The sequence below is a fragment of the Marinobacter sp. genome, assembly GCF_039977835.1.
Classification (GTDB): Bacteria; Pseudomonadota; Gammaproteobacteria; order Pseudomonadales; family Oleiphilaceae; genus Marinobacter.
In genome coordinates this window covers 400105-418910 of the sequence record NZ_JBDWCL010000043.1, presented here as the reverse complement: position 1 = coordinate 418910, position 18806 = coordinate 400105, and the positions used below count along the sequence as shown (strand labels likewise).

Below are 18806 nucleotides of genomic sequence, written 5' to 3'. Positions count from 1 at the left end.
AGCAGCCAAATCCTGGTCTCTGGTCGACTTCAGGCTGCGCGTTTCAGGCACTCGCAACCTATTTTTCGACAATTGATGGCTCCCGTTAGCGCCGATGGCGATTTGCGGGGTATATTCGCCTGCAAAGTCACTGATTCAGGTTCCAGGTAACCATCCTCGTGCCATACCGCCAGGTCGCCGGTGTGGAACCAGCCGCCACGGAAAGCCTCTTCGGTGGCTTTGGGGTTCTTCAGATAACCTTTCATTACTGTATTGCCACGCAGGAATATCTCGCCAATGGTTTTACCGTCTTTGGGTACCGGTTCCATGGTGTTGGGGTCACCCACCATGGTGCCCGCGAGTGTGTGGTAGCGAACCCCCTGGCGCGCCTTCAGGGTGGCCCGCTCATCCAGGGTTTTCTCGTCCCATTCGGACTTCCAGGCACATACGGTGACCGGGCCATACACTTCGGTCAGGCCGTAAACGTGAGTAACGGCAATGCCCATCTCCTCAATGGCACCAATTACCTGGGCGGGTGGCGCCGCGCCCGCAGTCATGGATTTGACCTCGTGATCAATGCCCGCCTTGGCGGCTTCCGGCACGTTCAGCAGCGCATTGAGCACAATGGGAGCACCGCACATGTGGGTCACCTGGTGGTCCCGGATCAACTGCAGGATTTTCTCCGGATCCACCCGGCGCAGGCACACATGGGTGCCTGCCAGAGCTGTCACCGTCCAGGGAAAACACCATCCGTTGCAGTGGAACATGGGAAGGGTCCACAGGTAGACCGGGTGCTGGCCCATGGACCAGACCGCCTGGTTGCCGAGGCTGTTCATATAGGCACCACGATGGTGATACACAACGCCTTTGGGGTTGCCGGTCGTGCCGGAGGTATAGTTCAGGGAAATGGCATCCCATTCATTGCCGGGCAGGCTCCACTGGAACTGCGGGTCGCCCTCCTGCAGGAAGGCCTCATAGTCCAGGTCGCTCACCTGTGTGCCTTCTCCATACTCGGGGTCATCCACATCGATCACCAGTGGTTTGACGTCGAGGCGGCTGACGGCGTCACGGACCACATCGCCAAACTCCCTGTCTGCCACCACAACTCTGGCTTCACCATGCTCCAGCATGAAAGCAATGGCTTCGGCATCCAGGCGCACATTCAGAGTGTTCAGCACCGCCCCGATCATGGGCACCCCGAAATGGCACTCCACCATGGCCGGAATATTGGGCAGCATCGCCGCCACGGTATCTCCGCGCCCTATCCCACGGCCCGCCAATGCCGAGGCCAGACGTCGGCAGCGTTCATAAGTCTCGCCCCAGTTATAACGGATGGCCCCGTGAATAACAGAGGGATATTCAGGGTATACACTGGCCGTGCGCTCAATGAAGTCGATGGGGGACAGAACAGAGTAATTGGCGTCGACGGGCTCCAGGCCCTGATCAAAAATCGAGGTCATTGGTGTGGTCCTCAGGGTCCATTGTTCTTATGGTGTATTCAGTAAGCTAGCGGCAAAAGCTATACTATTGGCTGCAGGAAATGGTATTCGATAGTAAATATACTAGAAATTAAACCAACGTATTATAGTATTCACACTATATTCCGGTTGATTCATGACAATGACCTCAGCAGTCACCGCTTTCCAACTTCCCGACTCCGATCCGGAAGCCGGGCTTGTACTTGGCGCCGACACCACTGTGCTGGCGAGCAACCCGACAGCAAAAGCCCTGAGTCGGGAGGCCGGCACAGTCGATATCACTGAGCTGCTGCCAACCAATGCCCAGGCACTGATTAATGCCTGCCTTACCCAGGGGCGCCCCATTGAAGGCGTGGAGCGCCGGCTTCCCGGCCTGATACTGCTGTGGACATTTATTCCGGACCCGGCCTCCGGCCAGATTCTGGCCCGGGGCAGGAACGCCACTGATGACGTCCACAAGCTCGACGAAGCAACGCGTTCCAGCCGCCTTTACCGTCTGATCACCGAAAACACCACGGACCTCATCTCCCGCCATGCGCCAGACGGCCGGTTTATCGATGCCACCCCGGCATCCTGGCGGTTGCTGGGTTACTGGCCGGAGGAACTCAGAGGCAAGCCGCTGGAAGAGGTGTTCCCTAGCAGCACCATTAACAGTGAACTCGAGGACGTCCGTAACCGACTACGGGACGAAGGCTACGCGACCCTGACGCTTGACATAGTGCACCGGGACGGCAGCAGGCGCTGGTTTGAAATTGCCAGCCGGGCCATCCGGGAAACCTATACCGGCGCGGTGATCGAGGTCGTAAGTGTATCCCGTGACATCACCGCCCGGGTGGAGTCTGAGGAGAACAACCGTCGCCTGGCGGACGAACTGGCCCACACGGCTCGCCTGGCAACCCTGGGCGAACTGGCTTCCAGCATTGCTCATGAAATGAACCAACCGCTGGCCACCATCGTCAACTTTGCCAGCGCCAGCCAGCGTTACCTGAGACAGGCGAAGGCAAATCCCGAATGCCTGGACCGTGTGGACGACGGTCTCCAGCGCATCACCCACCATGCCAACCGGGCATCGGAAGTAATCAGGCGCCTGCGGGCCTTTCTGCGCAAGGGCCCGAAACGCACCGCCCCCATTAGCATCAACGACGCCGTGATCAACGTGAAACGCTTGTGCCAGTGGGACGCGGAGAAAAGCAGCGTTGCCATTCGGGAACGCCTGAGTGAAAGTAATCCGGTGATCACCGCCGATCCGGTTCTGCTCGAGCAGGTGCTGATCAACCTGATCCGCAATGGGATCGACGCCAACATTGAGTCTCATCCGCCCGGCACTTCCTCTTCACAGGTCACCGTGACTACCTGCGTAACATCAGGCCAGGAAATCCTGATCGAAGTTGCCGACCAGGGGCCGGGACTGGATGACGACGGTTTGCGACAGATGTTCACGCCTTTCTATACCAGTAAGCCCCACGGACTCGGCCTGGGCCTTTCCATGAGCCGATCCATCGTCGAGGGTTTCGGTGGATTTCTGGATGCACAACGAGGCTGTGACGGCGGCCTGGTTCTTATCTGCCGCTTCCCACTGCCCCATACCAATAAAAACAGATCCGATCACCCCAGGGAGAAAGGCCAGAATGAGTGAATTCCCCCATACCGTTTACGTGGTGGACGATGATGCCGGCATGCTTGAATCCACTCAGTGGTTGCTGGAATCCGTAGGTTTGCAGGTGCGCCCTTATGCCGATGGACGCCAGTTTCTGGAGGCGGTAAAGCCTGAGCAGACCGGCTGTGTGATTCTCGACATACGCATGCCCGGCCTGGGCGGCCTGAACGTTCAGGAAGAACTGCAGAAACGGGGCTCGCAGTTGCCCATTATTTTTGTGTCCGGGCACGCAGACGTCCCAATTGTGGTCCGGGCTTTCAAATCCGGCGCATTCGATTTCATAGAGAAACCATTCAACGAACAACTGCTGCTCGACAGTGTGCAACAGGCGTTACAGCAACATCAGCAGGCAAGCACACAGCAGCAGGGTGACCAACATACTGATGCCCTGATCGCCTCTCTCACCCGCCGGGAACGGGATGTGTTCATACCCCTGGCGCAGGGCTATACGAGCCGGGAAATTGCCGAGCAACTGGATGTGGGTATCAAGACCATCGACCTGTACCGGGCGCGCGTCATGAAACGCCTTGGCGTGGAACGGGTGCCAGACGTTACCGGCATCGCTATTGCAGCCGGCCTGCTGGCCCCGATCAATCTGCGTGGGGAATCTGCCTGACGCGCCTTCAGGATTCGGCGGCGATTGCAGTGGCAATGGCACCGAGGCGTGCAATCGCCTGCTCAACCCGCTCGCTCCACGGGTTGGCACCGTTCAGTCGCAGGCAGTTGTCGTATTTGTCCGTGGTTGAGAACATCAGTCCGGGGGCCACATTGATATTTTCCTCACGGGCTTGGCGAAAAACTTCCGTGCCTGACGTACGACCCGGCAACTGAACCCAGAGCACAAACCCACCCTGGGGGCGGCTGACTGCGGTACCTTCCGGGAATGATCGCCCCACCGCCGCCCGCATACGCTCAGTCGCTTCACGGAAGCGTGGCCGGACAGAACGCAGGTAGCGGTCGTATCCTCCCTGCTCCAGGAAGTGGGCGACCGCCAGTTGGGGCACGCTTGCCGTACCAAGGTTACTGAAATACTTCTGCTGACGCGCCTCGGCCAGATATTTGCCGGGCATCATCCAGCCCAGGCGCAGACCCGGTGAAATGGTTTTGGAAAAGGAACTGCAATAGATAACGTTGCCGGTGCAGTCAAACGCCTTCGCCGGCCTGGGGCGTTCCCCGCTATGAAACAGATCCCCGTAGATGTCGTCTTCAATCAGCGGAACCTCCGCCGCCTCAAGCATCTGTACAAGCTGCTGTTTGCGCAGGTCAGACATCAGCGAGCCCATGGGGTTGCTGTGATTGGGAACCACCACACACGCCTTCACCGGCCACTGTTCCAACGCCAACTCCAGCCCCTCAAGACTTAACCCCTCGGCCGGATGGGTGGGCACTTCAATGACTCTGAGTCCGAGGACAACCAGGGCCTGAAGAATCCCCGGAAACGAAGGGGATTCCACCACCACGATATCCCCCGGGCTGGTCACCGCCTGGAGGGCCAGGATGATTGCCTCCTGGGCACCGTTGGTGGCAAGAATATCGTCCGGAGTCGCGATAATCCCAAGTGTGGCCATTCTCTGGGCCACCTGGCGACGGTACTCGATCTTGCCGGGGAAGGCGTAGTCGAGGGTTTCCAGCCCCCGCCGTGCCGCCCATAGGGTCGCCTGCTGGATCTGCCGTACCGGTAGAAAATCCGGATGAGGCACGGCGGCGGCCAGCGGCACCATACGCTTTTCTTCATCGGCGCACAGGTCCAGCGCCATATCCCGGGCACTGACCGGCACTGGTCTGGCCCGGTGCTTCTGCATCACCGGCTCCGGGGTATCCAGCCGTGGCAAACGCACGAAATACCCACTTCGTTCACGGGGTTCCAGGTAACCCCGGGCCTCCAGAGTCTGATGGGCCTGCAGAATGGTGGAGACACTGACCCGATATTGCCGGCTCAAGGCCCGAACGCCGGGCAGCCGCTCCCCTTCGCGATAAACTCCCTCACGAATCAAAGCCTGCAACTGATCTGCCACCTGGTTATAGAGAATGCCCATGGCTTTATCCTGCCAGATCCCAATCTAATCGGGGCAGTACAGATAGCCCACATTCCGACCGGAACAGATGATGAATAATCAGTTCTGTACCGGTCCAAAATAACAATATCTGAATCTGTTATGGTTGTCTGCATCGGCGGAGAATGGGGGTCAGCATCCAGAAGAAGGAGTTTCACCATGATCGCCCTGAACAGACTGCAAGTGCCCCCGTTGCCAGAAACACCCCCGGCCAGTCGCAAGGATTTGCTGGGAGTCAGCCACAGCCCCGGCCTGGCCCCGATGACAAATCGCACCGCCTGGAAGTGGCTGGAAAACCTCGGCTTTGAGATTCGCCAGGTCATCCCCGAACACTGGATCGTTACCCATCCGGGGACTTCCTCGGAGCTTCACTTCTACAGCGACTCGGAACTGACCCAGTTTGCCGCACACCGGGCACACCGCTACGCTGAAACATTCACAAGGGAGAAACCATGAAAACCTTACCCATCTACCAGGTCGATGCCTTCACCAGCCAGATTTTCGGCGGCAATCCCGCCGCAGTCATGCCGCTGGAAGAGTGGCTGCCCGACGAAACATTGAGGGCACTGGCCATGGAGAACAACCTTTCGGAAACCGCATTCCTTGTGCCACTGCCGGATGAACCTGAAGCCGATTTTCACATACGCTGGTTCACCCCTACTGTGGAAGTTCCCCTTTGCGGCCACGCTACCCTCGCCAGCGCCTGGGTCGTCTTCAACAAACTGGGCTGGAAGCATCAGCAAGTCAGGTTCCAGTCAAAAAGCGGACCTCTTGGCGTGGAACAGACGGACGACGGCTGGCTGGAACTGGACTTCCCCAACCTCGCCTTCGAGCAACGCCCGACACCCGGCCTGATCCACGAGGCCCTGAAAGGCGCCCCGGATTCAGCTTTCTTCGTGCCCAACGACACTAACTACCTGGTCGTTCTCGAAAACGAAGCTGCGGTGAAAGCCGCGCAGCCTGAGATCCGCAAACTCAAGGAACTAGGCAACCAGGGTGTGATCATTACCGCACGGGGTGAAGACAGTGATTTCGTCAGCCGCTATTTCGCCCCCGGCGCCGGCATCGACGAAGACCCCGTCACCGGCTCCATTCACAGTGTCCTGGTGCCCTACTGGGCCGAAAAACTCGGTAAAAACGCATTACTGGCAAAACAGGCCTCTGCCAGGGGCGGCGTACTGCGCTGCGAACTGAAAGGCGACCGCGTAGCTATCGCCGGCCAGGCAGCGTTCTACATGGAAGGCTCCGTCCAACTCCCCTGAAACCTCAACAAAACTGTATACTGCGCCCAATTAACGAACAGCGGCGGGCAAATAACAGATGTTTGGCAAGGCACGGGTTGAGGGCAGTCAGGGATCGTCAAAAACACGGATGTGTTTGTCGAGCGTACAGGGACGTATTCACCGCGTATCCCTGACTGCCCTCAACCCGTGCCGGTACTCCAAATGCCCGAATTCCAAACCATGACTGACCAGAACTACGATGTCATCATTATAGGCGCAGGCGCCGCAGGCCTTATGTGCGGTGCCACAGCCGGCTATCGCGGCCGCAAAGTTTTGGTCATCGACCACGCCAACAAACCCGGCAAAAAAATTCTCATGTCCGGCGGCGGCCGCTGCAATTTCACCAACCTGAACAGCACCCCGGCCAACTTCCTCTCGGACAACCCCCACTACTGCATCTCAGCCCTGAAGCGCTACACCCCGCAGCACTTCCTGGAGCTGGTGGAGCGCCACGGCATCGAGCACGAAGAAAAGGCCGCCGGCCAGCTCTTCTGCAAGGACAGCAGCAAGGAAATTCTCAACATGCTGCTGACCGAATGCGATTGGGCCGGCGCGAAGGTGAGGCTGAAAACCAGCGTCAGAACAGTCGGCACCACAGAAAACGGCTACCAGTTGCAAACCAACGCCGGCACCCTCAACTGCGAATCACTGGTCATCGCCTGCGGCGGCCTTTCGATTCCCACCATGGGCGCCACCGGCTTTGGCTACGAAATCGCACGGCAGTTCGGGCTCACTGTCCTGCCTACCCGCGCGGGGCTGGTGCCATTCACTCTCCATCCGGACCTGAAGGAACAACTGGCCCCCCTGTCCGGTGTCAGTTGTCCGGTGGACGTCCACTGCAACAATGAACACTTCCGCGAGCCCATGCTCGTCACCCACCGCGGCCTCAGCGGTCCGGCCATGCTGCAGATATCCAGCTTCTGGCACCCCGGCGACAGCCTGAGCATCAACATGCTGCCCGCCACCAACCTCGAACAGGATCTTTACCAGCTCAGAAAAAGCCGGCCACAGTCCACCGTGGCCCAATACCTGATGCTGCACCTGCCTAAACGCTTCGCCCAGGCCCTGAACGACCTCCACGGCTGGGCCGGCCCGTTGCAGGGCTACAAGAACAGCGACATCGAACAGGTAGCTGGAGCACTCGGCCAATGGGCCATCAAGCCTGCCGGAACCGAAGGCTACCGTACCGCAGAGGTGACGCTGGGAGGCGTGGATACCCGCCAACTATCATCCAAGACCATGGCGGCCCTTGATCATCCCGACCTGTATTTCATTGGCGAAGTGGTGGATGTGACAGGCCACCTCGGCGGACATAACTTCCAGTGGGCATGGGCTTCGGGAGTGGCAGCCGGGAGCTACGCCTGATTTTTCGGGGGCCTTATTACCACCGTGTAACGTCCGTTCTCTTTGGAGCTATCCTGAACTAATCTGGTGTTAGATCCCCCAGATCCTGTTTGTGAGCGTTATCAGGACGACCGTTCCCAGATCAAGGAGGGCAGCACCATGACTGACAACGATCAGGGCCAGACCGCCCAGCTATACCGCATGGTCATGTCGGAACACCTGTGTCCATTTGGGCTTAAGAGCAAATTCCTGCTCAAGCGCAAGGGGTACCGGGTAGAGGACCATCACCTGACGACCCGGGAAGAGACCGATGCCTTCCAGCACGAACACAATGTGGATACAACGCCCCAGGCATTTATCAATGGCCAGCGTATCGGCGGTTACGACGAACTTCGTGAGCATTTCGGCCTCGACGACCCGGACGACGAAACCAGCTACCAGCCGGTGATTGCCATTTTCGGCACCGCCCTGCTGATAGCCATCGCCATCATGTGGTTTTTCAACAGCGCGGTTTTTTCACTGATGACCATCGAGAAATTCGTGGCCATTGCCATGATCCTGCTGGGCCTGCAAAAACTTCAGGACGTGGAAAGCTTCAGCACCATGTTCCTCAACTATGACCTGCTGGCCCAGAAGCAGGTGGGTTACGGGTACCTCTATCCTTTCGGGGAAACTTTCGCGGGCATTCTTATGCTGGCGGGTGCCCTGATCTGGCTGGCAGCTCCGGTGGCGCTGTTTATCGGCACCGTGGGCGCGGTATCGGTTTTCAAGGCGGTCTACATCGACCGCCGGGAACTCAAGTGCGCCTGCGTAGGGGGCAACAGCAACGTCCCCCTCGGCTTTATCTCCCTCACGGAGAACCTGATGATGATCGCCATGGGGCTGTGGATGCCCTTTCGGATATACATCATGGGGTGATTTCTATTGCCATACCGTAAGTAGATGAATAATCGGCACCTTGTTAGCGTTATCAGTAGCGTGATCGCCGTTACATCGCGTGCACCATCCATTCACAGGAGTTCAGCAAATACAGGAGTTCACTATGATGCGCACACGTTTGATAAAGGCAATGAGCACTTCTCTCCTGGCCGGTTCCATGGCCTTCAGTATTTCGGCGCATGCGGCCCAGGGGCTTTATTCCGCCAGCGATTTAATGGATACGGACGTCTATGACAGTACCGGGGAGGAGATCGGCGAGGTCCACAACATCCTCCTGGACGACAACATGTCGGTTCACTCACTGGTTATCAAGACCGGTGATGTGCTGGGCCTGGGTGGTCGCGATGTCGTAGCCGAGCGCGGCAGCTTTACGTTGCGCCCGGAAGAAAACGCCGATCAGGAGTTTGATGACCGCGAATATGAGGTTCATATGGAGGCGACCGGGGAAGAGATCAAATCTCTGCCGGAGTACGACGAAAGCTGGTGGAACCAGACCAGCGACTCCCTGAGTCAAGCCTGGGAAAACACCAAGGAAACCAGCCGCAGCGCCTGGGAGGACACCAAGCAGGCGACCTCCTCTGCCTGGCAGAACGTCAAGCAGGGCGCAGAAAATCTGTCAGATGAAACAGAGGAAGAGGTTGAATAGTGAACCTTTCAGGGGGAGCCCGGCTCCCCCGTTGGTCTTCCCCGATACTAGAGATACTTTTCGACCGGCAACCATGACAAAAAGCGGGACTGTGCACGGCGCCACCATCCAACCGTTGGTTCACTATCATAGACGTCGCCGCCACTCCGCCATTGCATGTCGCCGCCCTCATCCAGAGAGACTTCCCAGCTGTTTTCCGGCTCCATAACCGACCGGATGTCCCCGGCGACCTGCTCCGCCAGCTCAGGGCTGTGGATAATCAGCACCGTTTCGCCGTTCAGGTAGATGGACCGTAGGTTGACGTTGAAGGAACCCACTACCAGGGTACTGCGATCAAACACCACTGACTTTGAGTGCAGGCTGACCTGGCCGGTGGAGCAGAAGCCGTCTTTTTCCAGCCATTGCTGACAGGCCTCGGCATCCGGTTTGAGTTCATGGATTCGAATGCCCTGCTCGAGCATGTAACGGCGCCAGCGGGCGTAGCCGGCGTGATTGGTCACCAGGTCATTGGTGGCCAGCGAATTGGTCAGGGCGGCAACCATCAGCTCGTTGCGGTCGCCAACATCCAGCAGTTTCAGCTGTTCCTCCGCGAGGATCAGGTAAGCGGACTCAATCAGAATTTCCTGATCAGCGGCGTGAACCAGCTGCTGAAGTGTCCTGGCGCTACGTTTGGGCGTTTCGGCCGGCTCTTCCATGGTTTCAAAAGGCGCATCAAACACCAGCTCGCCGGGGGCAATCGTCAGTTGCTCCAGCAAATCCGCCAGCATTGACCTTCCCTGGGCACGCCCGGCTGGAGTGGGGGCCGGGACGTCAGACTGGGTTCTGGCCAGGCGGCGAAGCCGCTCAAGCGCTTCAGCCACATCCCCCTCCGCCGGAACCTCCGGATACAGGGCTGATACCGGGTAGGCCCAGCGGTTATTCCAGTAGGCCTGGAAGTTTTCCGTCATTCCATCAACCACCGGCCCTATTGCGAGAACGTCACGGTCCCGGAAATAGCGACCGGCATGAAACCCGAAGTACTCGTCACCAATGTTGCGGCCGCCAACAATGCCCGCAGCACTATCCACCACGAAGGTCTTGTTGTGCATGCGGCGGTTGATACGGTCAAAGTCCATCAGGAAGGAGACCCATCGCCCCCACCCACTGCGGCTTCTGGCAGGGTTGAAAATACGGATCTGAATGTTGGAGTGGGTGTCCAGCGCAGCAAAGAGCTCACCAATACCCTCGGCATTGAAATCATCCAGCAGCAGGCGGACCCGCACACCGCTGTCTGCTGCCAGCAGCAGTCGACCGGCAAGATAGCGCCCGGATACATCATCGCTCCAGATGTAGTACTGGGCGTCGATACTCTGTTCCGCCGACTCGATCAGTGCCGCACGGGCGAGGAAAGCGTCCTGCCCGGAGTTCAGCAGGTGAAAACCGGACTGGCCGTTCGAACCGACCAAGATCTGCCTGGACTGACTGAAAAGAAAGCTGTCATCGTTGTGCACGGCTTCCTCGGCTCCGGAATGGGTCACCGGTTGCAGGCCGCCCGTACAGCCGGCCAGCAACATTACCAACACCAGCACCCAGCCGCTGGACACGGGCAGTGCGGGCGGGAAAAACCGGCTCGGTGGCATTAACGCAGTATCACCAGAGGCTTCCGGGCCGTCTTCAGCATCGTCGTTGTGGTGCTACCCACCAGGAACTGGCGGATTCGTGAATGCCCATAGGCACCCATTACCAGGATATCGATATCGTGCTCTTCCTGGTATGCATGGAGACCAGGCTCCACATCACCGGCACGAATGGCCAGGGTGATCTCGGAACCAAGGTCACCCAGCATCTTCTCGGCTTTCTTGAGCTGCTCCCAGCGGTCGCTGGTGTCAGCCCCGATCATAATCAGGTGAATCGGCATGCCTTTCAGCACAGGGCTACCCGCCAGCAACTCCACACCTTTGAAGGCGGTGGCACTCCCATCGAAGGCGAGCATCGCGCTTTTGGGCTGCTGGTACTCATCCGGTACCAGGAGGATCGGGCGGTGGACGCTGCGGATCACGGTTTCCAGCTGGCTGCCAACGTGAACGTCCCTGTCAGAGCTGCTCTCGCCGTGAAGCCCCATCACCAGTAAACGGGTCTGGTTTTCCAGAGCCAGCAGGGACTCGGTGAGATCGCCATGGCGCTGGCGTTTGATAATGTCATCAATGCCCAGAGCCTTGATGCGGTCTTCAGCCTCATCCAGCATGTGGTGGCCGTGTTCGAGGGCCAGCTTCGAGCGCCTCCGGTCCAGCTCGGCCAGCTCATTCATCAGCTGTTCGCGGCTTCCCAGACCGATGTTACCGGCCAGGTCCGGCTCAGTCGGGTAGCGTTCTTCGTCCAGCACGTGCAGCAGTGTCATGGGCGTTGCCATATGCTGGCTGGCCCAGGCGGCGTAATCACACACCGCCGGTGCAGCCCTGGAGCCGTCGATACAGGCAACTACTCGTAGCATCTCTACCTCGCCTTGGTGATCGTTATGGTTGTTATTCTGACCGGGATCCTTGTTGAATTCCTTGGCTTGTGTCATATCAGTGCCCCATCAACTGGTCGACGGCATCGGGTTTGTCGTGCACGCCGAAACGGTCAACGATAGTGGCGCTGGCTTCATTCAGCCCGATGATCTCTACCTCTGCGCCCTCGCGGCGGAACTTGATAACGGCCTTGTCCAATGCGCCTACTGCCGTAATATCCCAGAAATGCGCCCGGGTCAGGTCTATCACCACATTATCCACTGCTTCCTTGAAATCAAAGGATTCTGTGAATTTTTCCGAGGAACTGAAGAATACCTGCCCAACCACGTTATAGGTTCGGGTATCAGTCTTATCGTCGAACTCGGAGGTCACCAGCATGAAATGGCCCACTTTGTTGGCAAAGAACAGCGCCGCCAGCAACACACCTGCCAATACACCGAACGCAAGGTTGTGGGTTGCCACAACCACGATAACCGTCACCACCATAACGATGTTGGTGGACAGTGGATGCTCCTTCAGATTCTTGATTGAGCCCCAGCTGAAGGTACCAATAGATACCATGATCATGACGGCTACCAGTGCCGCCATGGGAATCTGCACCAGCCACTGGTCCAGAACCAGCACAAGCACGAGCAGGAACACACCTGCCGTCAGCGTTGAAAGCCGGGTCCGGCCTCCGGATTTGATGTTGATGATGGACTGGCCAATCATCGCGCATCCTGCCATGCCACCCAGCAGGCCGGAACCGATGTTGGCAATACCCTGACCCTTGCATTCCCGGTTACGGTCACTGGTGGTGTCCGTCAGATCATCGACAATCGTAGCGGTCATCATCGATTCCAGTAAGCCAACAATGGCGAGGCCCACGGAATAAGGCAGGATAATCATCAGGGTCTCTAGGTTCAGCGGAACGTCCGGCCACAGGAAAATCGGCAGGGTATCCGGCAACTGCCCCATGTCACCAACGGTACGGATATCAATGTTGTAAATCATCGCAAATGCGGTCAGCGCTACAATACAGATCAGCGGCGATGGCAGTATGCGGCCAACCACCGGAATCAGCGGGAACAGGTAGATGATCCCAAGGCCGGCTGCCGTCATCGCGTAAACATGCCAGGTGACGTTGGTTAGCTCCGGCAACTGTGCCATGAAGATCAGGATCGCCAGGGCGTTCACAAAGCCAGTTACCACGGAGCGGGAGACAAACCGCATAAGGCCCCCGAGCTTCAGGTAGCCAGCGCCTATCTGCAACAGGCCGGTAAGCAGTGTGGCGGCCAGCAGGTATTCCAGCCCATGTTCCTTGACCAGGGTGACCATCAGCAGCGCCATGGCGCCGGTGGCAGCCGAGATCATACCGGGGCGGCCGCCCACAAAGGCAATCACCACAGCAATACAGAAAGAAGCGTAAAGGCCCACTTTCGGGTCTACGCCGGCAATAATGGAAAAGGCGATGGCTTCGGGAATCAGTGCCAGCGCTACCACAATACCGGCGAGCAAATCGCCCCGAATGTTGGAGAGCCAGTCGGCTTTAAGCTTGTTTACCATAATGGATACCAGTCAATTGGGAATCGAACGACTTGAGACATAAACTCAGAGACAATAAGGTCCGTGGCATTCGCCAGGCGAATACAGACTATTGGCTCAGGGAATTAACCTGGAGGGCGTGCGGAGCGCTAGGGTGGAGTGATCGTCGAAAATGTCGTGGAGACGTTCATCAAAGTCAGTTCATAGGCTGTGAAATTAAGGCGGCGAAGCTTATCAGAACGGCGCCGGTAAAGTAACCGGCAATACCATGCGTTTCACATGGGTGGCCCTGACAAACCATTACTGGCTAGATGGAAAGCAATCACCGCCATCATCGAACCGATGGCTCCGTCAATGAACCGCCATGCCATGGGACTGGCCAGCCATGGAGACAAAGCAGCACCACCAAACGCCAGCAAACCGAACCACAGTACCGAGGCGCTGCTGGCTCCGGCTACAAATACGGCGGGGCTCTCCTGTTGGGCGCCAATAGCAGGAATCAACAGCAGAGTGTCCAGATAAACCTGCGGATTCAGCAATGTGACCGCCAGAGTAGTCAATACGACCACCCGGACACTGGTAGCCGCCGATTCATCCGCACCCAGCCCCTTTCTCCCCGTTGCCACTTTGTAAAAGGCCGCCAACGCCAACCAACCCAGGAATACAACACCGAGCCAGCGCAAGATATCGAGCGCCTCCGGCACCGCCATCAATGCCGCGTTCACGCCAAACATACCAGCTGTAAACAATAGGATATCTGCCGTCATGCAGATGCCCGCGCAATACCAGTGATGCTCCCGGCGAATCGCCTGGCCCAGGATATAGGCATTCTGGGCGCCGATAGCAATGATGATACCGCCACACACGATCAATCCTGTCAGGTAACTTGTCAGCATTCTTCCCTCCCGATTTGCTGGAAGCTTACCCGCAGACCGTTATACTTAAAAATCATAAACCTTATATCCTATGAATTTTTCTTATGCTGGATTACAAGCTGCTGCAGGCACTGGCTGCCGTCATCGAAAACGGCGGGTTCGAACGTGCCGGCGAGATACTCGGGCTTACCCAATCAGCCGTGTCGCAACGTATCAAGTCGCTGGAGGTGCGTCTGGGCCAGCCGGTATTGGTCAGGCACCCCGAGCTCCAGGCAACGCCGGCAGGTAACAAACTGCTCAACCATTTCCAGCAGGTACAGCTGCTGGAAAGAGACCTCCGCCAAACCATACCCGCTCTCGCCGAGGACACCACCCGCCTGCGGATTGCCGTCAACGCCGACAGTCTGGCCACCTGGTGGGCTTCCGTGGTTGGCGACTTTTGCAGCCGGGAAGGCGTGCTGCTGGACCTGGTTATTGAGGACCAGGACGTAGGCCTGAAACGCATGCGCGATGGCGATGTTGCTGCCTGCCTGTGCAGCAGCAGTCAGCCTGTGGCCGGAGGGCGATGCGTAGCACTGGGTGAAATGCTCTATATGCCACTGGCGACGCCGCAATACGTTCGCCGGTTTTTCCCCGAGGGTATCACTCCGGAGGCCTTTTCCAACTCGCCGGCCATCGTTTTCGGACCTAACGACCAGTTACAGCACCGGTTTATGGCCGATTGCGGCTACCATGGCCGCTTCCCCTATCACTTGTGCCCGTCATCAGAAGGATTTGTTCAGCTTGCCAGGGCCGGTATGGGCTACGGTATGATTCCCGGCATCCAGGCCCGCAAATGGCTGGATGATGGCAGCCTCATCAACCTGGCGCCAGGCCACGAGCTGGCTGTTCCCCTCTACTGGCACTTCTGGCGCCATAGCGGAACGCTGCTTCAACGGCTGACCACTGCCCTCGAAGGGGCCACTAAACCCGATAATGGACTACTCCATGGATGAAGTAACCGGCCAGTTTATTGCCAGCAACCAGACCACACTGAACCTGGCAATTGCCCTGCTTCTGGGGGCGATCATTGGTCTGGAGCGTGGCTGGGACGCCAGAAGGCAGGCGTCCGGCGAGCGTATCGCGGGCATCCGGACCTTTGCCCTGATTGGCCTGCTCGGCGGTGTCGCCGCGTTGCTGGCGCAGGAAGTTACGGAGTGGGCATTTCCGGTACTGCTAATCAGTGTGGTGGCCATTGCACTGGTGGCTTTCAGCCAGCGCCTTTCCCATATTCGCAACTTCAGCATCACCGGCACCATCGGCATGGTGCTTACGTTCTGCTACGGCGCCATCGCCGTAGCGGTGGACCCGGCCATCGCCACCGGCGCAGCGGTGATTACCGCCCTGATTCTGGACAACAAGAAGGAAATTCACGGGCTGGTCGAAAAACTACAGGAACATGAGCTGGATGCAGCTCTGAAACTGCTGGTTATTTCGGTGGTCATGCTGCCACTGTTGCCGAACCAGGATCTGGGGCCCGGTGGCGTACTGAATCCCCGGGAAATCTGGTGGATGGTGGTGCTGATCGCCTCGGTTTCCTTTGTCGGTTATTTTGCCATCAGGCTGGCCGGCACCGGCAAAGGCATCCTGTTTACCAGCCTTTTCGCGGGGCTGAGCTCATCAACGGCCCTCACCCTCCACTACGCCAGGCAGTCCACAATCTCACCAGAAGTCAGCCCACAGTTCGCCAGCGGTATCCTGATCGCCTGCGGGACCATGTTCCCCCGCATCCTGATCTACTGCGCCCTGATCAACCCGGCGCTGCTGCCACAGCTGGTATGGCCTGTGGCAGTGATGACCGTGTTACTGTATCTGCCAGCGCTCATCATCTGGATGCGTAACCGGGGTCGCCTGGAAGTAAGCCGGCCTGAACTCATCCAGAATCCGCTGGATCTGAAGTCCGCCCTGGTCTTCGGCGTGTTACTGGTGGCTATTCTTCTGCTGGGGGAGTTCCTGCAGGAGTGGCTGGGTGACCTGGGTATCTTTGTCTTGGCTGCCAGCTCCGGAATCGCCGACGTAGATGCCATCACCCTGTCCCTGACACGCATGTCCCAGGACACGCTCGCTGCGAATACCGCTGTCATCGGTATTGTCATTGCAGCAGCCACCAATAACCTGGTGAAGGCCGGTATAGCCGGCGCCATCGGCCGGCGGGAGTTGGGAGCGCGGGTCGCCGGACCCATGATACTGTCCCTGCTCGCCGGACTGACCGTCGCCTGGCTGCAGTAAGGCTGGCCACGGGCTATCGGGCACGGCGGAAAGTCAGATTGTAGCGGTAGCTTCCCGTCAACGGGTGGTCGCTCGTTTTAAGCGTTAACACACCGTGGTAACGAAGCCGCGCCGGGCCTCCCCATACAACCACATCGCCATGCGCCAGCGGCACCCGCTGTGGCCGGTTGCCGCGCAGCAGGCCGCCGAACTGAAAGGTCGCAGGCACCCCCAGAGACACAGAAACAATGGGCTGATCGAAATCCTCCTCGTCCCGGTCCTGGTGAAGCCCCATTTTCGCGCCCGGTGAATAGCGGTTGATCAGGCAGGAGTCGGGCTGGAAACTGGCATAGCCCGCGGTTTCAGCCGCGCCCGTGGCCAGGGCATTGAACACATCCGGCATCGCTGGCCATGGCACCCCGGAAACCGGGTCCTGATGCTGATACCGATAACCCTGCCTGTCCGTTACCCAACCCCAGTCACCACAACAGGTCATGGCAACAGACATGGTATGACCGCCAGGGGTTTGCATCTGCCGGAAGGGTACCTGCTTCGCAACCCGTTCAATGCCCGCCAGCAGTTCTGCGCCCGAGGTGTCGGCAAATCGACGAAGCACAACGGCACCCTCGCATAGCGGCTCGGCCCGGGGTTCTGGTGACGCTTGCTCGAAAAGGTCCATGGTCATGACGTTATCACCCCCGTATACTTTGCCCAGTTTTTAACACTTTAAAAGGACACTGTCATGTTCGGCCTGTTTATCGGCGGCTTAATCGGTTATCTGTTTGGCCGTTTTCCAGGATTACTGATTGGTGCTGCTGCGGGGGCGCTGCTTACCCGTTATATCAAGAGCCGCCTGTTTCAGAAATTGCGCAACGTGCAGACCGATTTTCTGGAGTCCGTGTTTGCCGTGATGGGCGCACTGTGCAAAGCCGATGGCGTAGTCACCCGCGATGAAATCCAGGTTGCTGAAAGCCTGTTCGCTCGTTTCCGGCTTTCCGGCGAACACCGGGAGCGCGCCAAGGCAGCCTTCAACCGTGGCAAGGCCGACGATTTTGATCTGGATGCCGAGTTGCAACACTTCCTGCGGGTAAGCGGCCGCCAACCCGCATTGCTGCAGATGTTCCTGCAGGTACAGGTATCCGCCGTGGCTGCTGATGGTGTGGTGCACCCTGCCGAACACGAGATGCTGGTGCGCATTGCCCGTGGCCTGGGGCTGCCGGAAGCCCAGGTGGACCAACTGGAAGCCATGCTACGCGGCGCGCACACAGGAAGGGCCGGCGCCTCGGGCCAGGCCTCCTCGGCCAGCCAGATCGATGATGCCTACAAGGCATTGGGCGTGCCTTCTTCGGCGAGTGATGCCGAAATCAAGAAAGCCTATCGCAAACTGATGAGTGAAAACCATCCGGACAAACTGGCAGGCCGCGGCCTGCCGGAAAGCATGCGGGAGATGGCAGAAGAGCGCACGCGGGAAATCAGTCACGCCTATGATGTGATCAAGGAATCCCGCAAGTAGCCCGGACCGGAAACACCAGGGTCAGAGCCAGCGAGGCACCCGCCTGCGATAAGCCTCGTAGGCATCTCCGAAGAGATCGGCAAGTGCCTTCTCCTCCACTTTTGCCTGCCGTATCAGTACGGTAATGCCGGCGCTCAGGCACACAAGGGAGAATGCCGACGGCAATGCCAGGAAAAAACCCACCTGCCCCAGCATGACAGACAGGAACACTGGATTTCGGCTGCGGCTGTACGGCCCCTCGGTGAGCAGGTGACGATCCTGCTTCGGGTCCACGCCAGAACGCCAGTCGTCATGCATGTATGCCTGCAGGTAGTTGACCAGGCTGAATGAAAACAGCAGAAACACCATTCCCGCCACCAGCACGGGCCCGTAATACAGCGAACCGAACACTCCCAGCCAGGGGTCAATATCCACGAAGATACGTGCCACAACAGCTGCCAGAATCAGTGCGCGAAACACGTTGAAAATATGCCGGTGCCACCATCCGGCGGATGATCGTGTGCCGTAGTTGATAAACGTGTACCCCATCCTTGCGTAAAGGCCGAGGCTGCGACTGGTGAACTGAAGGCCGATCATCAGGAAAAAAATACCGAGGAAATAACGGACCAGTGGCTCGGCAAATGTGTCGAAACTATCCAGAAATACCATTAAATTCACCGTGTGCGGTGACTGTATCTGGCAACAAGCTTATAGCCTGTCGCGGCGCCTGAAAACCGGATTCTTACCTTTGATGGCCGGCGATGCAATTTCCCGATATGACATATCGTCACGTCTAATC

General features: G+C 58.2%; 18 protein-coding genes. 10 read left to right on the top strand and 8 right to left on the bottom strand.

Annotated features, from left to right (window positions below; translation table 11 throughout):
- Positions 1 to 29 precede the first annotated feature (29 nt).
- On the bottom strand, positions 30 to 1439 hold the full coding sequence (locus ABJM11_RS14140; protein ID WP_348296520.1) for an AMP-binding protein: 1410 nt from the start codon (positions 1437 to 1439) through the stop codon (positions 30 to 32).
- Positions 1440 to 1593: 154 nt separating this feature from the next.
- Between ABJM11_RS14140 and ABJM11_RS14135 the strand changes: the two genes are divergently transcribed.
- A complete protein-coding gene (locus ABJM11_RS14135) occupies positions 1594 to 3093 on the top strand; it encodes a PAS domain S-box protein (protein ID WP_348296519.1) in 1500 nt (499 codons plus the stop codon).
- Entirely contained in the window at positions 3086 to 3730 is a 645-nt protein-coding gene (locus ABJM11_RS14130) for a response regulator (RefSeq protein WP_348296518.1), read from the top strand. Before ABJM11_RS14135 ends, ABJM11_RS14130 begins: the two co-directional genes overlap by 8 nt.
- Positions 3731 to 3737: 7 nt before the next feature.
- On the opposite strand, the gene ABJM11_RS14125 is transcribed toward ABJM11_RS14130, so the two are convergent.
- A complete protein-coding gene (locus ABJM11_RS14125) occupies positions 3738 to 5150 on the bottom strand; it encodes a PLP-dependent aminotransferase family protein (RefSeq protein ID WP_348296517.1) in 1413 nt (470 codons plus the stop codon).
- Between the two features lie 177 nt (positions 5151 to 5327).
- Here ABJM11_RS14125 and ABJM11_RS14120 point away from each other — a divergent pair, with 177 nt between their 5' ends.
- The 5 genes from ABJM11_RS14120 (at position 5328) to ABJM11_RS14100 (ending at position 9380) form a co-directional block, all read left to right on the top strand.
- Positions 5328 to 5624, top strand: a complete 297-nt coding sequence (locus ABJM11_RS14120; protein ID WP_348296516.1) for a hypothetical protein — start codon at positions 5328 to 5330, stop codon at positions 5622 to 5624.
- Positions 5621 to 6430, top strand: a complete 810-nt coding sequence (locus ABJM11_RS14115) for a PhzF family phenazine biosynthesis protein (RefSeq protein ID WP_348296515.1) — start codon at positions 5621 to 5623, stop codon at positions 6428 to 6430. The genes ABJM11_RS14120 and ABJM11_RS14115 overlap by 4 nt, the downstream gene beginning before the upstream one ends.
- Before the next feature lie 201 nt (positions 6431 to 6631).
- Positions 6632 to 7816 (top strand): NAD(P)/FAD-dependent oxidoreductase, encoded by a 1185-nt coding sequence (locus tag ABJM11_RS14110; RefSeq protein WP_407069999.1) that lies wholly within the window; start codon positions 6632 to 6634, stop codon positions 7814 to 7816.
- A gap of 138 nt (positions 7817 to 7954) precedes the next feature.
- Entirely contained in the window at positions 7955 to 8713 is a 759-nt protein-coding gene (locus tag ABJM11_RS14105) for a MauE/DoxX family redox-associated membrane protein (RefSeq protein ID WP_348296513.1), read from the top strand.
- A gap of 151 nt (positions 8714 to 8864) precedes the next feature.
- Positions 8865 to 9380 (top strand): PRC-barrel domain-containing protein, encoded by a 516-nt coding sequence (locus tag ABJM11_RS14100; RefSeq protein WP_348296512.1) that lies wholly within the window; start codon positions 8865 to 8867, stop codon positions 9378 to 9380.
- Between the two features lie 47 nt (positions 9381 to 9427).
- Here the strand turns inward: ABJM11_RS14100 and ABJM11_RS14095 are convergent, their stop codons facing one another.
- The 4 genes from ABJM11_RS14095 to ABJM11_RS14080 all read right to left on the bottom strand — a co-directional run bounded on the left by ABJM11_RS14095 (position 9428) and on the right by ABJM11_RS14080 (position 14289).
- A complete protein-coding gene (locus ABJM11_RS14095; protein WP_348296511.1) occupies positions 9428 to 10999 on the bottom strand; it encodes a phospholipase D family protein in 1572 nt (523 codons plus the stop codon).
- The gene (locus ABJM11_RS14090; protein WP_348296510.1) at positions 10999 to 11925 is read right to left on the bottom strand and encodes a universal stress protein; all 927 of its coding nucleotides are present in this window, start codon (positions 11923 to 11925) and stop codon (positions 10999 to 11001) included. Before ABJM11_RS14090 ends, ABJM11_RS14095 begins: the two co-directional genes overlap by 1 nt.
- Position 11926: 1 nt before the next feature.
- Positions 11927 to 13414 (bottom strand): SulP family inorganic anion transporter, encoded by a 1488-nt coding sequence (locus tag ABJM11_RS14085; RefSeq protein WP_348296509.1) that lies wholly within the window; start codon positions 13412 to 13414, stop codon positions 11927 to 11929.
- A 254-nt stretch (positions 13415 to 13668) separates the two neighbouring features.
- Positions 13669 to 14289 (bottom strand): LysE family transporter, encoded by a 621-nt coding sequence (locus ABJM11_RS14080; RefSeq protein ID WP_348296508.1) that lies wholly within the window; start codon positions 14287 to 14289, stop codon positions 13669 to 13671.
- Positions 14290 to 14372: 83 nt separating this feature from the next.
- On the opposite strand from ABJM11_RS14080, the gene ABJM11_RS14075 reads away from it, so the two are divergent.
- Positions 14373 to 15263: a LysR family transcriptional regulator ArgP gene (locus tag ABJM11_RS14075; RefSeq protein WP_348296507.1), complete on the top strand. Its 891-nt coding sequence runs from the start codon at positions 14373 to 14375 to the stop codon at positions 15261 to 15263.
- A complete protein-coding gene (locus ABJM11_RS14070; protein WP_348296506.1) occupies positions 15256 to 16536 on the top strand; it encodes an MgtC/SapB family protein in 1281 nt (426 codons plus the stop codon). Before ABJM11_RS14075 ends, ABJM11_RS14070 begins: the two co-directional genes overlap by 8 nt.
- A 13-nt stretch (positions 16537 to 16549) precedes the next feature.
- On the opposite strand, the gene alkB is transcribed toward ABJM11_RS14070, so the two are convergent.
- A complete protein-coding gene (gene alkB / locus ABJM11_RS14065; RefSeq protein WP_348296505.1) occupies positions 16550 to 17200 on the bottom strand; it encodes a DNA oxidative demethylase AlkB in 651 nt (216 codons plus the stop codon).
- A gap of 57 nt (positions 17201 to 17257) precedes the next feature.
- On the opposite strand from alkB, the gene djlA reads away from it, so the two are divergent.
- Positions 17258 to 18028 carry a co-chaperone DjlA gene (gene djlA / locus ABJM11_RS14060; RefSeq protein WP_348296504.1) on the top strand — a complete coding sequence of 257 codons (771 nt, stop codon included), beginning with the start codon at positions 17258 to 17260 and terminating at the stop codon, positions 18026 to 18028.
- 21 nt (positions 18029 to 18049) lie between these two features.
- On the opposite strand, the gene ABJM11_RS14055 is transcribed toward djlA, so the two are convergent.
- Positions 18050 to 18676 carry an isoprenylcysteine carboxylmethyltransferase family protein gene (locus ABJM11_RS14055; protein WP_348296503.1) on the bottom strand — a complete coding sequence of 209 codons (627 nt, stop codon included), beginning with the start codon at positions 18674 to 18676 and terminating at the stop codon, positions 18050 to 18052.
- Positions 18677 to 18806 lie beyond the last annotated feature (130 nt).

Coding starts and splice junctions, on each gene's coding strand:
- ABJM11_RS14140 (WP_348296520.1), bottom strand. CDS start 1,439: ATGACCTCGATTTTTGATCAGGGCCTGGAGCCCGTCGACGCCAATTAC.
- ABJM11_RS14135 (WP_348296519.1), top strand. CDS start 1,594: ATGACAATGACCTCAGCAGTCACCGCTTTCCAACTTCCCGACTCCGAT.
- ABJM11_RS14130 (WP_348296518.1), top strand. CDS start 3,086: ATGAGTGAATTCCCCCATACCGTTTACGTGGTGGACGATGATGCCGGC.
- ABJM11_RS14125 (WP_348296517.1), bottom strand. CDS start 5,150: ATGGGCATTCTCTATAACCAGGTGGCAGATCAGTTGCAGGCTTTGATT.
- ABJM11_RS14120 (WP_348296516.1), top strand. CDS start 5,328: ATGATCGCCCTGAACAGACTGCAAGTGCCCCCGTTGCCAGAAACACCC.
- ABJM11_RS14115 (WP_348296515.1), top strand. CDS start 5,621: ATGAAAACCTTACCCATCTACCAGGTCGATGCCTTCACCAGCCAGATT.
- ABJM11_RS14110 (WP_407069999.1), top strand. CDS start 6,632: ATGACTGACCAGAACTACGATGTCATCATTATAGGCGCAGGCGCCGCA.
- ABJM11_RS14105 (WP_348296513.1), top strand. CDS start 7,955: ATGACTGACAACGATCAGGGCCAGACCGCCCAGCTATACCGCATGGTC.
- ABJM11_RS14100 (WP_348296512.1), top strand. CDS start 8,865: ATGAGCACTTCTCTCCTGGCCGGTTCCATGGCCTTCAGTATTTCGGCG.
- ABJM11_RS14095 (WP_348296511.1), bottom strand. CDS start 10,999: ATGCCACCGAGCCGGTTTTTCCCGCCCGCACTGCCCGTGTCCAGCGGC.
- ABJM11_RS14090 (WP_348296510.1), bottom strand. CDS start 11,925: ATGACACAAGCCAAGGAATTCAACAAGGATCCCGGTCAGAATAACAAC.
- ABJM11_RS14085 (WP_348296509.1), bottom strand. CDS start 13,414: ATGGTAAACAAGCTTAAAGCCGACTGGCTCTCCAACATTCGGGGCGAT.
- ABJM11_RS14080 (WP_348296508.1), bottom strand. CDS start 14,289: ATGCTGACAAGTTACCTGACAGGATTGATCGTGTGTGGCGGTATCATC.
- ABJM11_RS14075 (WP_348296507.1), top strand. CDS start 14,373: ATGCTGGATTACAAGCTGCTGCAGGCACTGGCTGCCGTCATCGAAAAC.
- ABJM11_RS14070 (WP_348296506.1), top strand. CDS start 15,256: ATGGATGAAGTAACCGGCCAGTTTATTGCCAGCAACCAGACCACACTG.
- alkB (WP_348296505.1), bottom strand. CDS start 17,200: ATGACCATGGACCTTTTCGAGCAAGCGTCACCAGAACCCCGGGCCGAG.
- djlA (WP_348296504.1), top strand. CDS start 17,258: ATGTTCGGCCTGTTTATCGGCGGCTTAATCGGTTATCTGTTTGGCCGT.
- ABJM11_RS14055 (WP_348296503.1), bottom strand. CDS start 18,676: ATGGTATTTCTGGATAGTTTCGACACATTTGCCGAGCCACTGGTCCGT.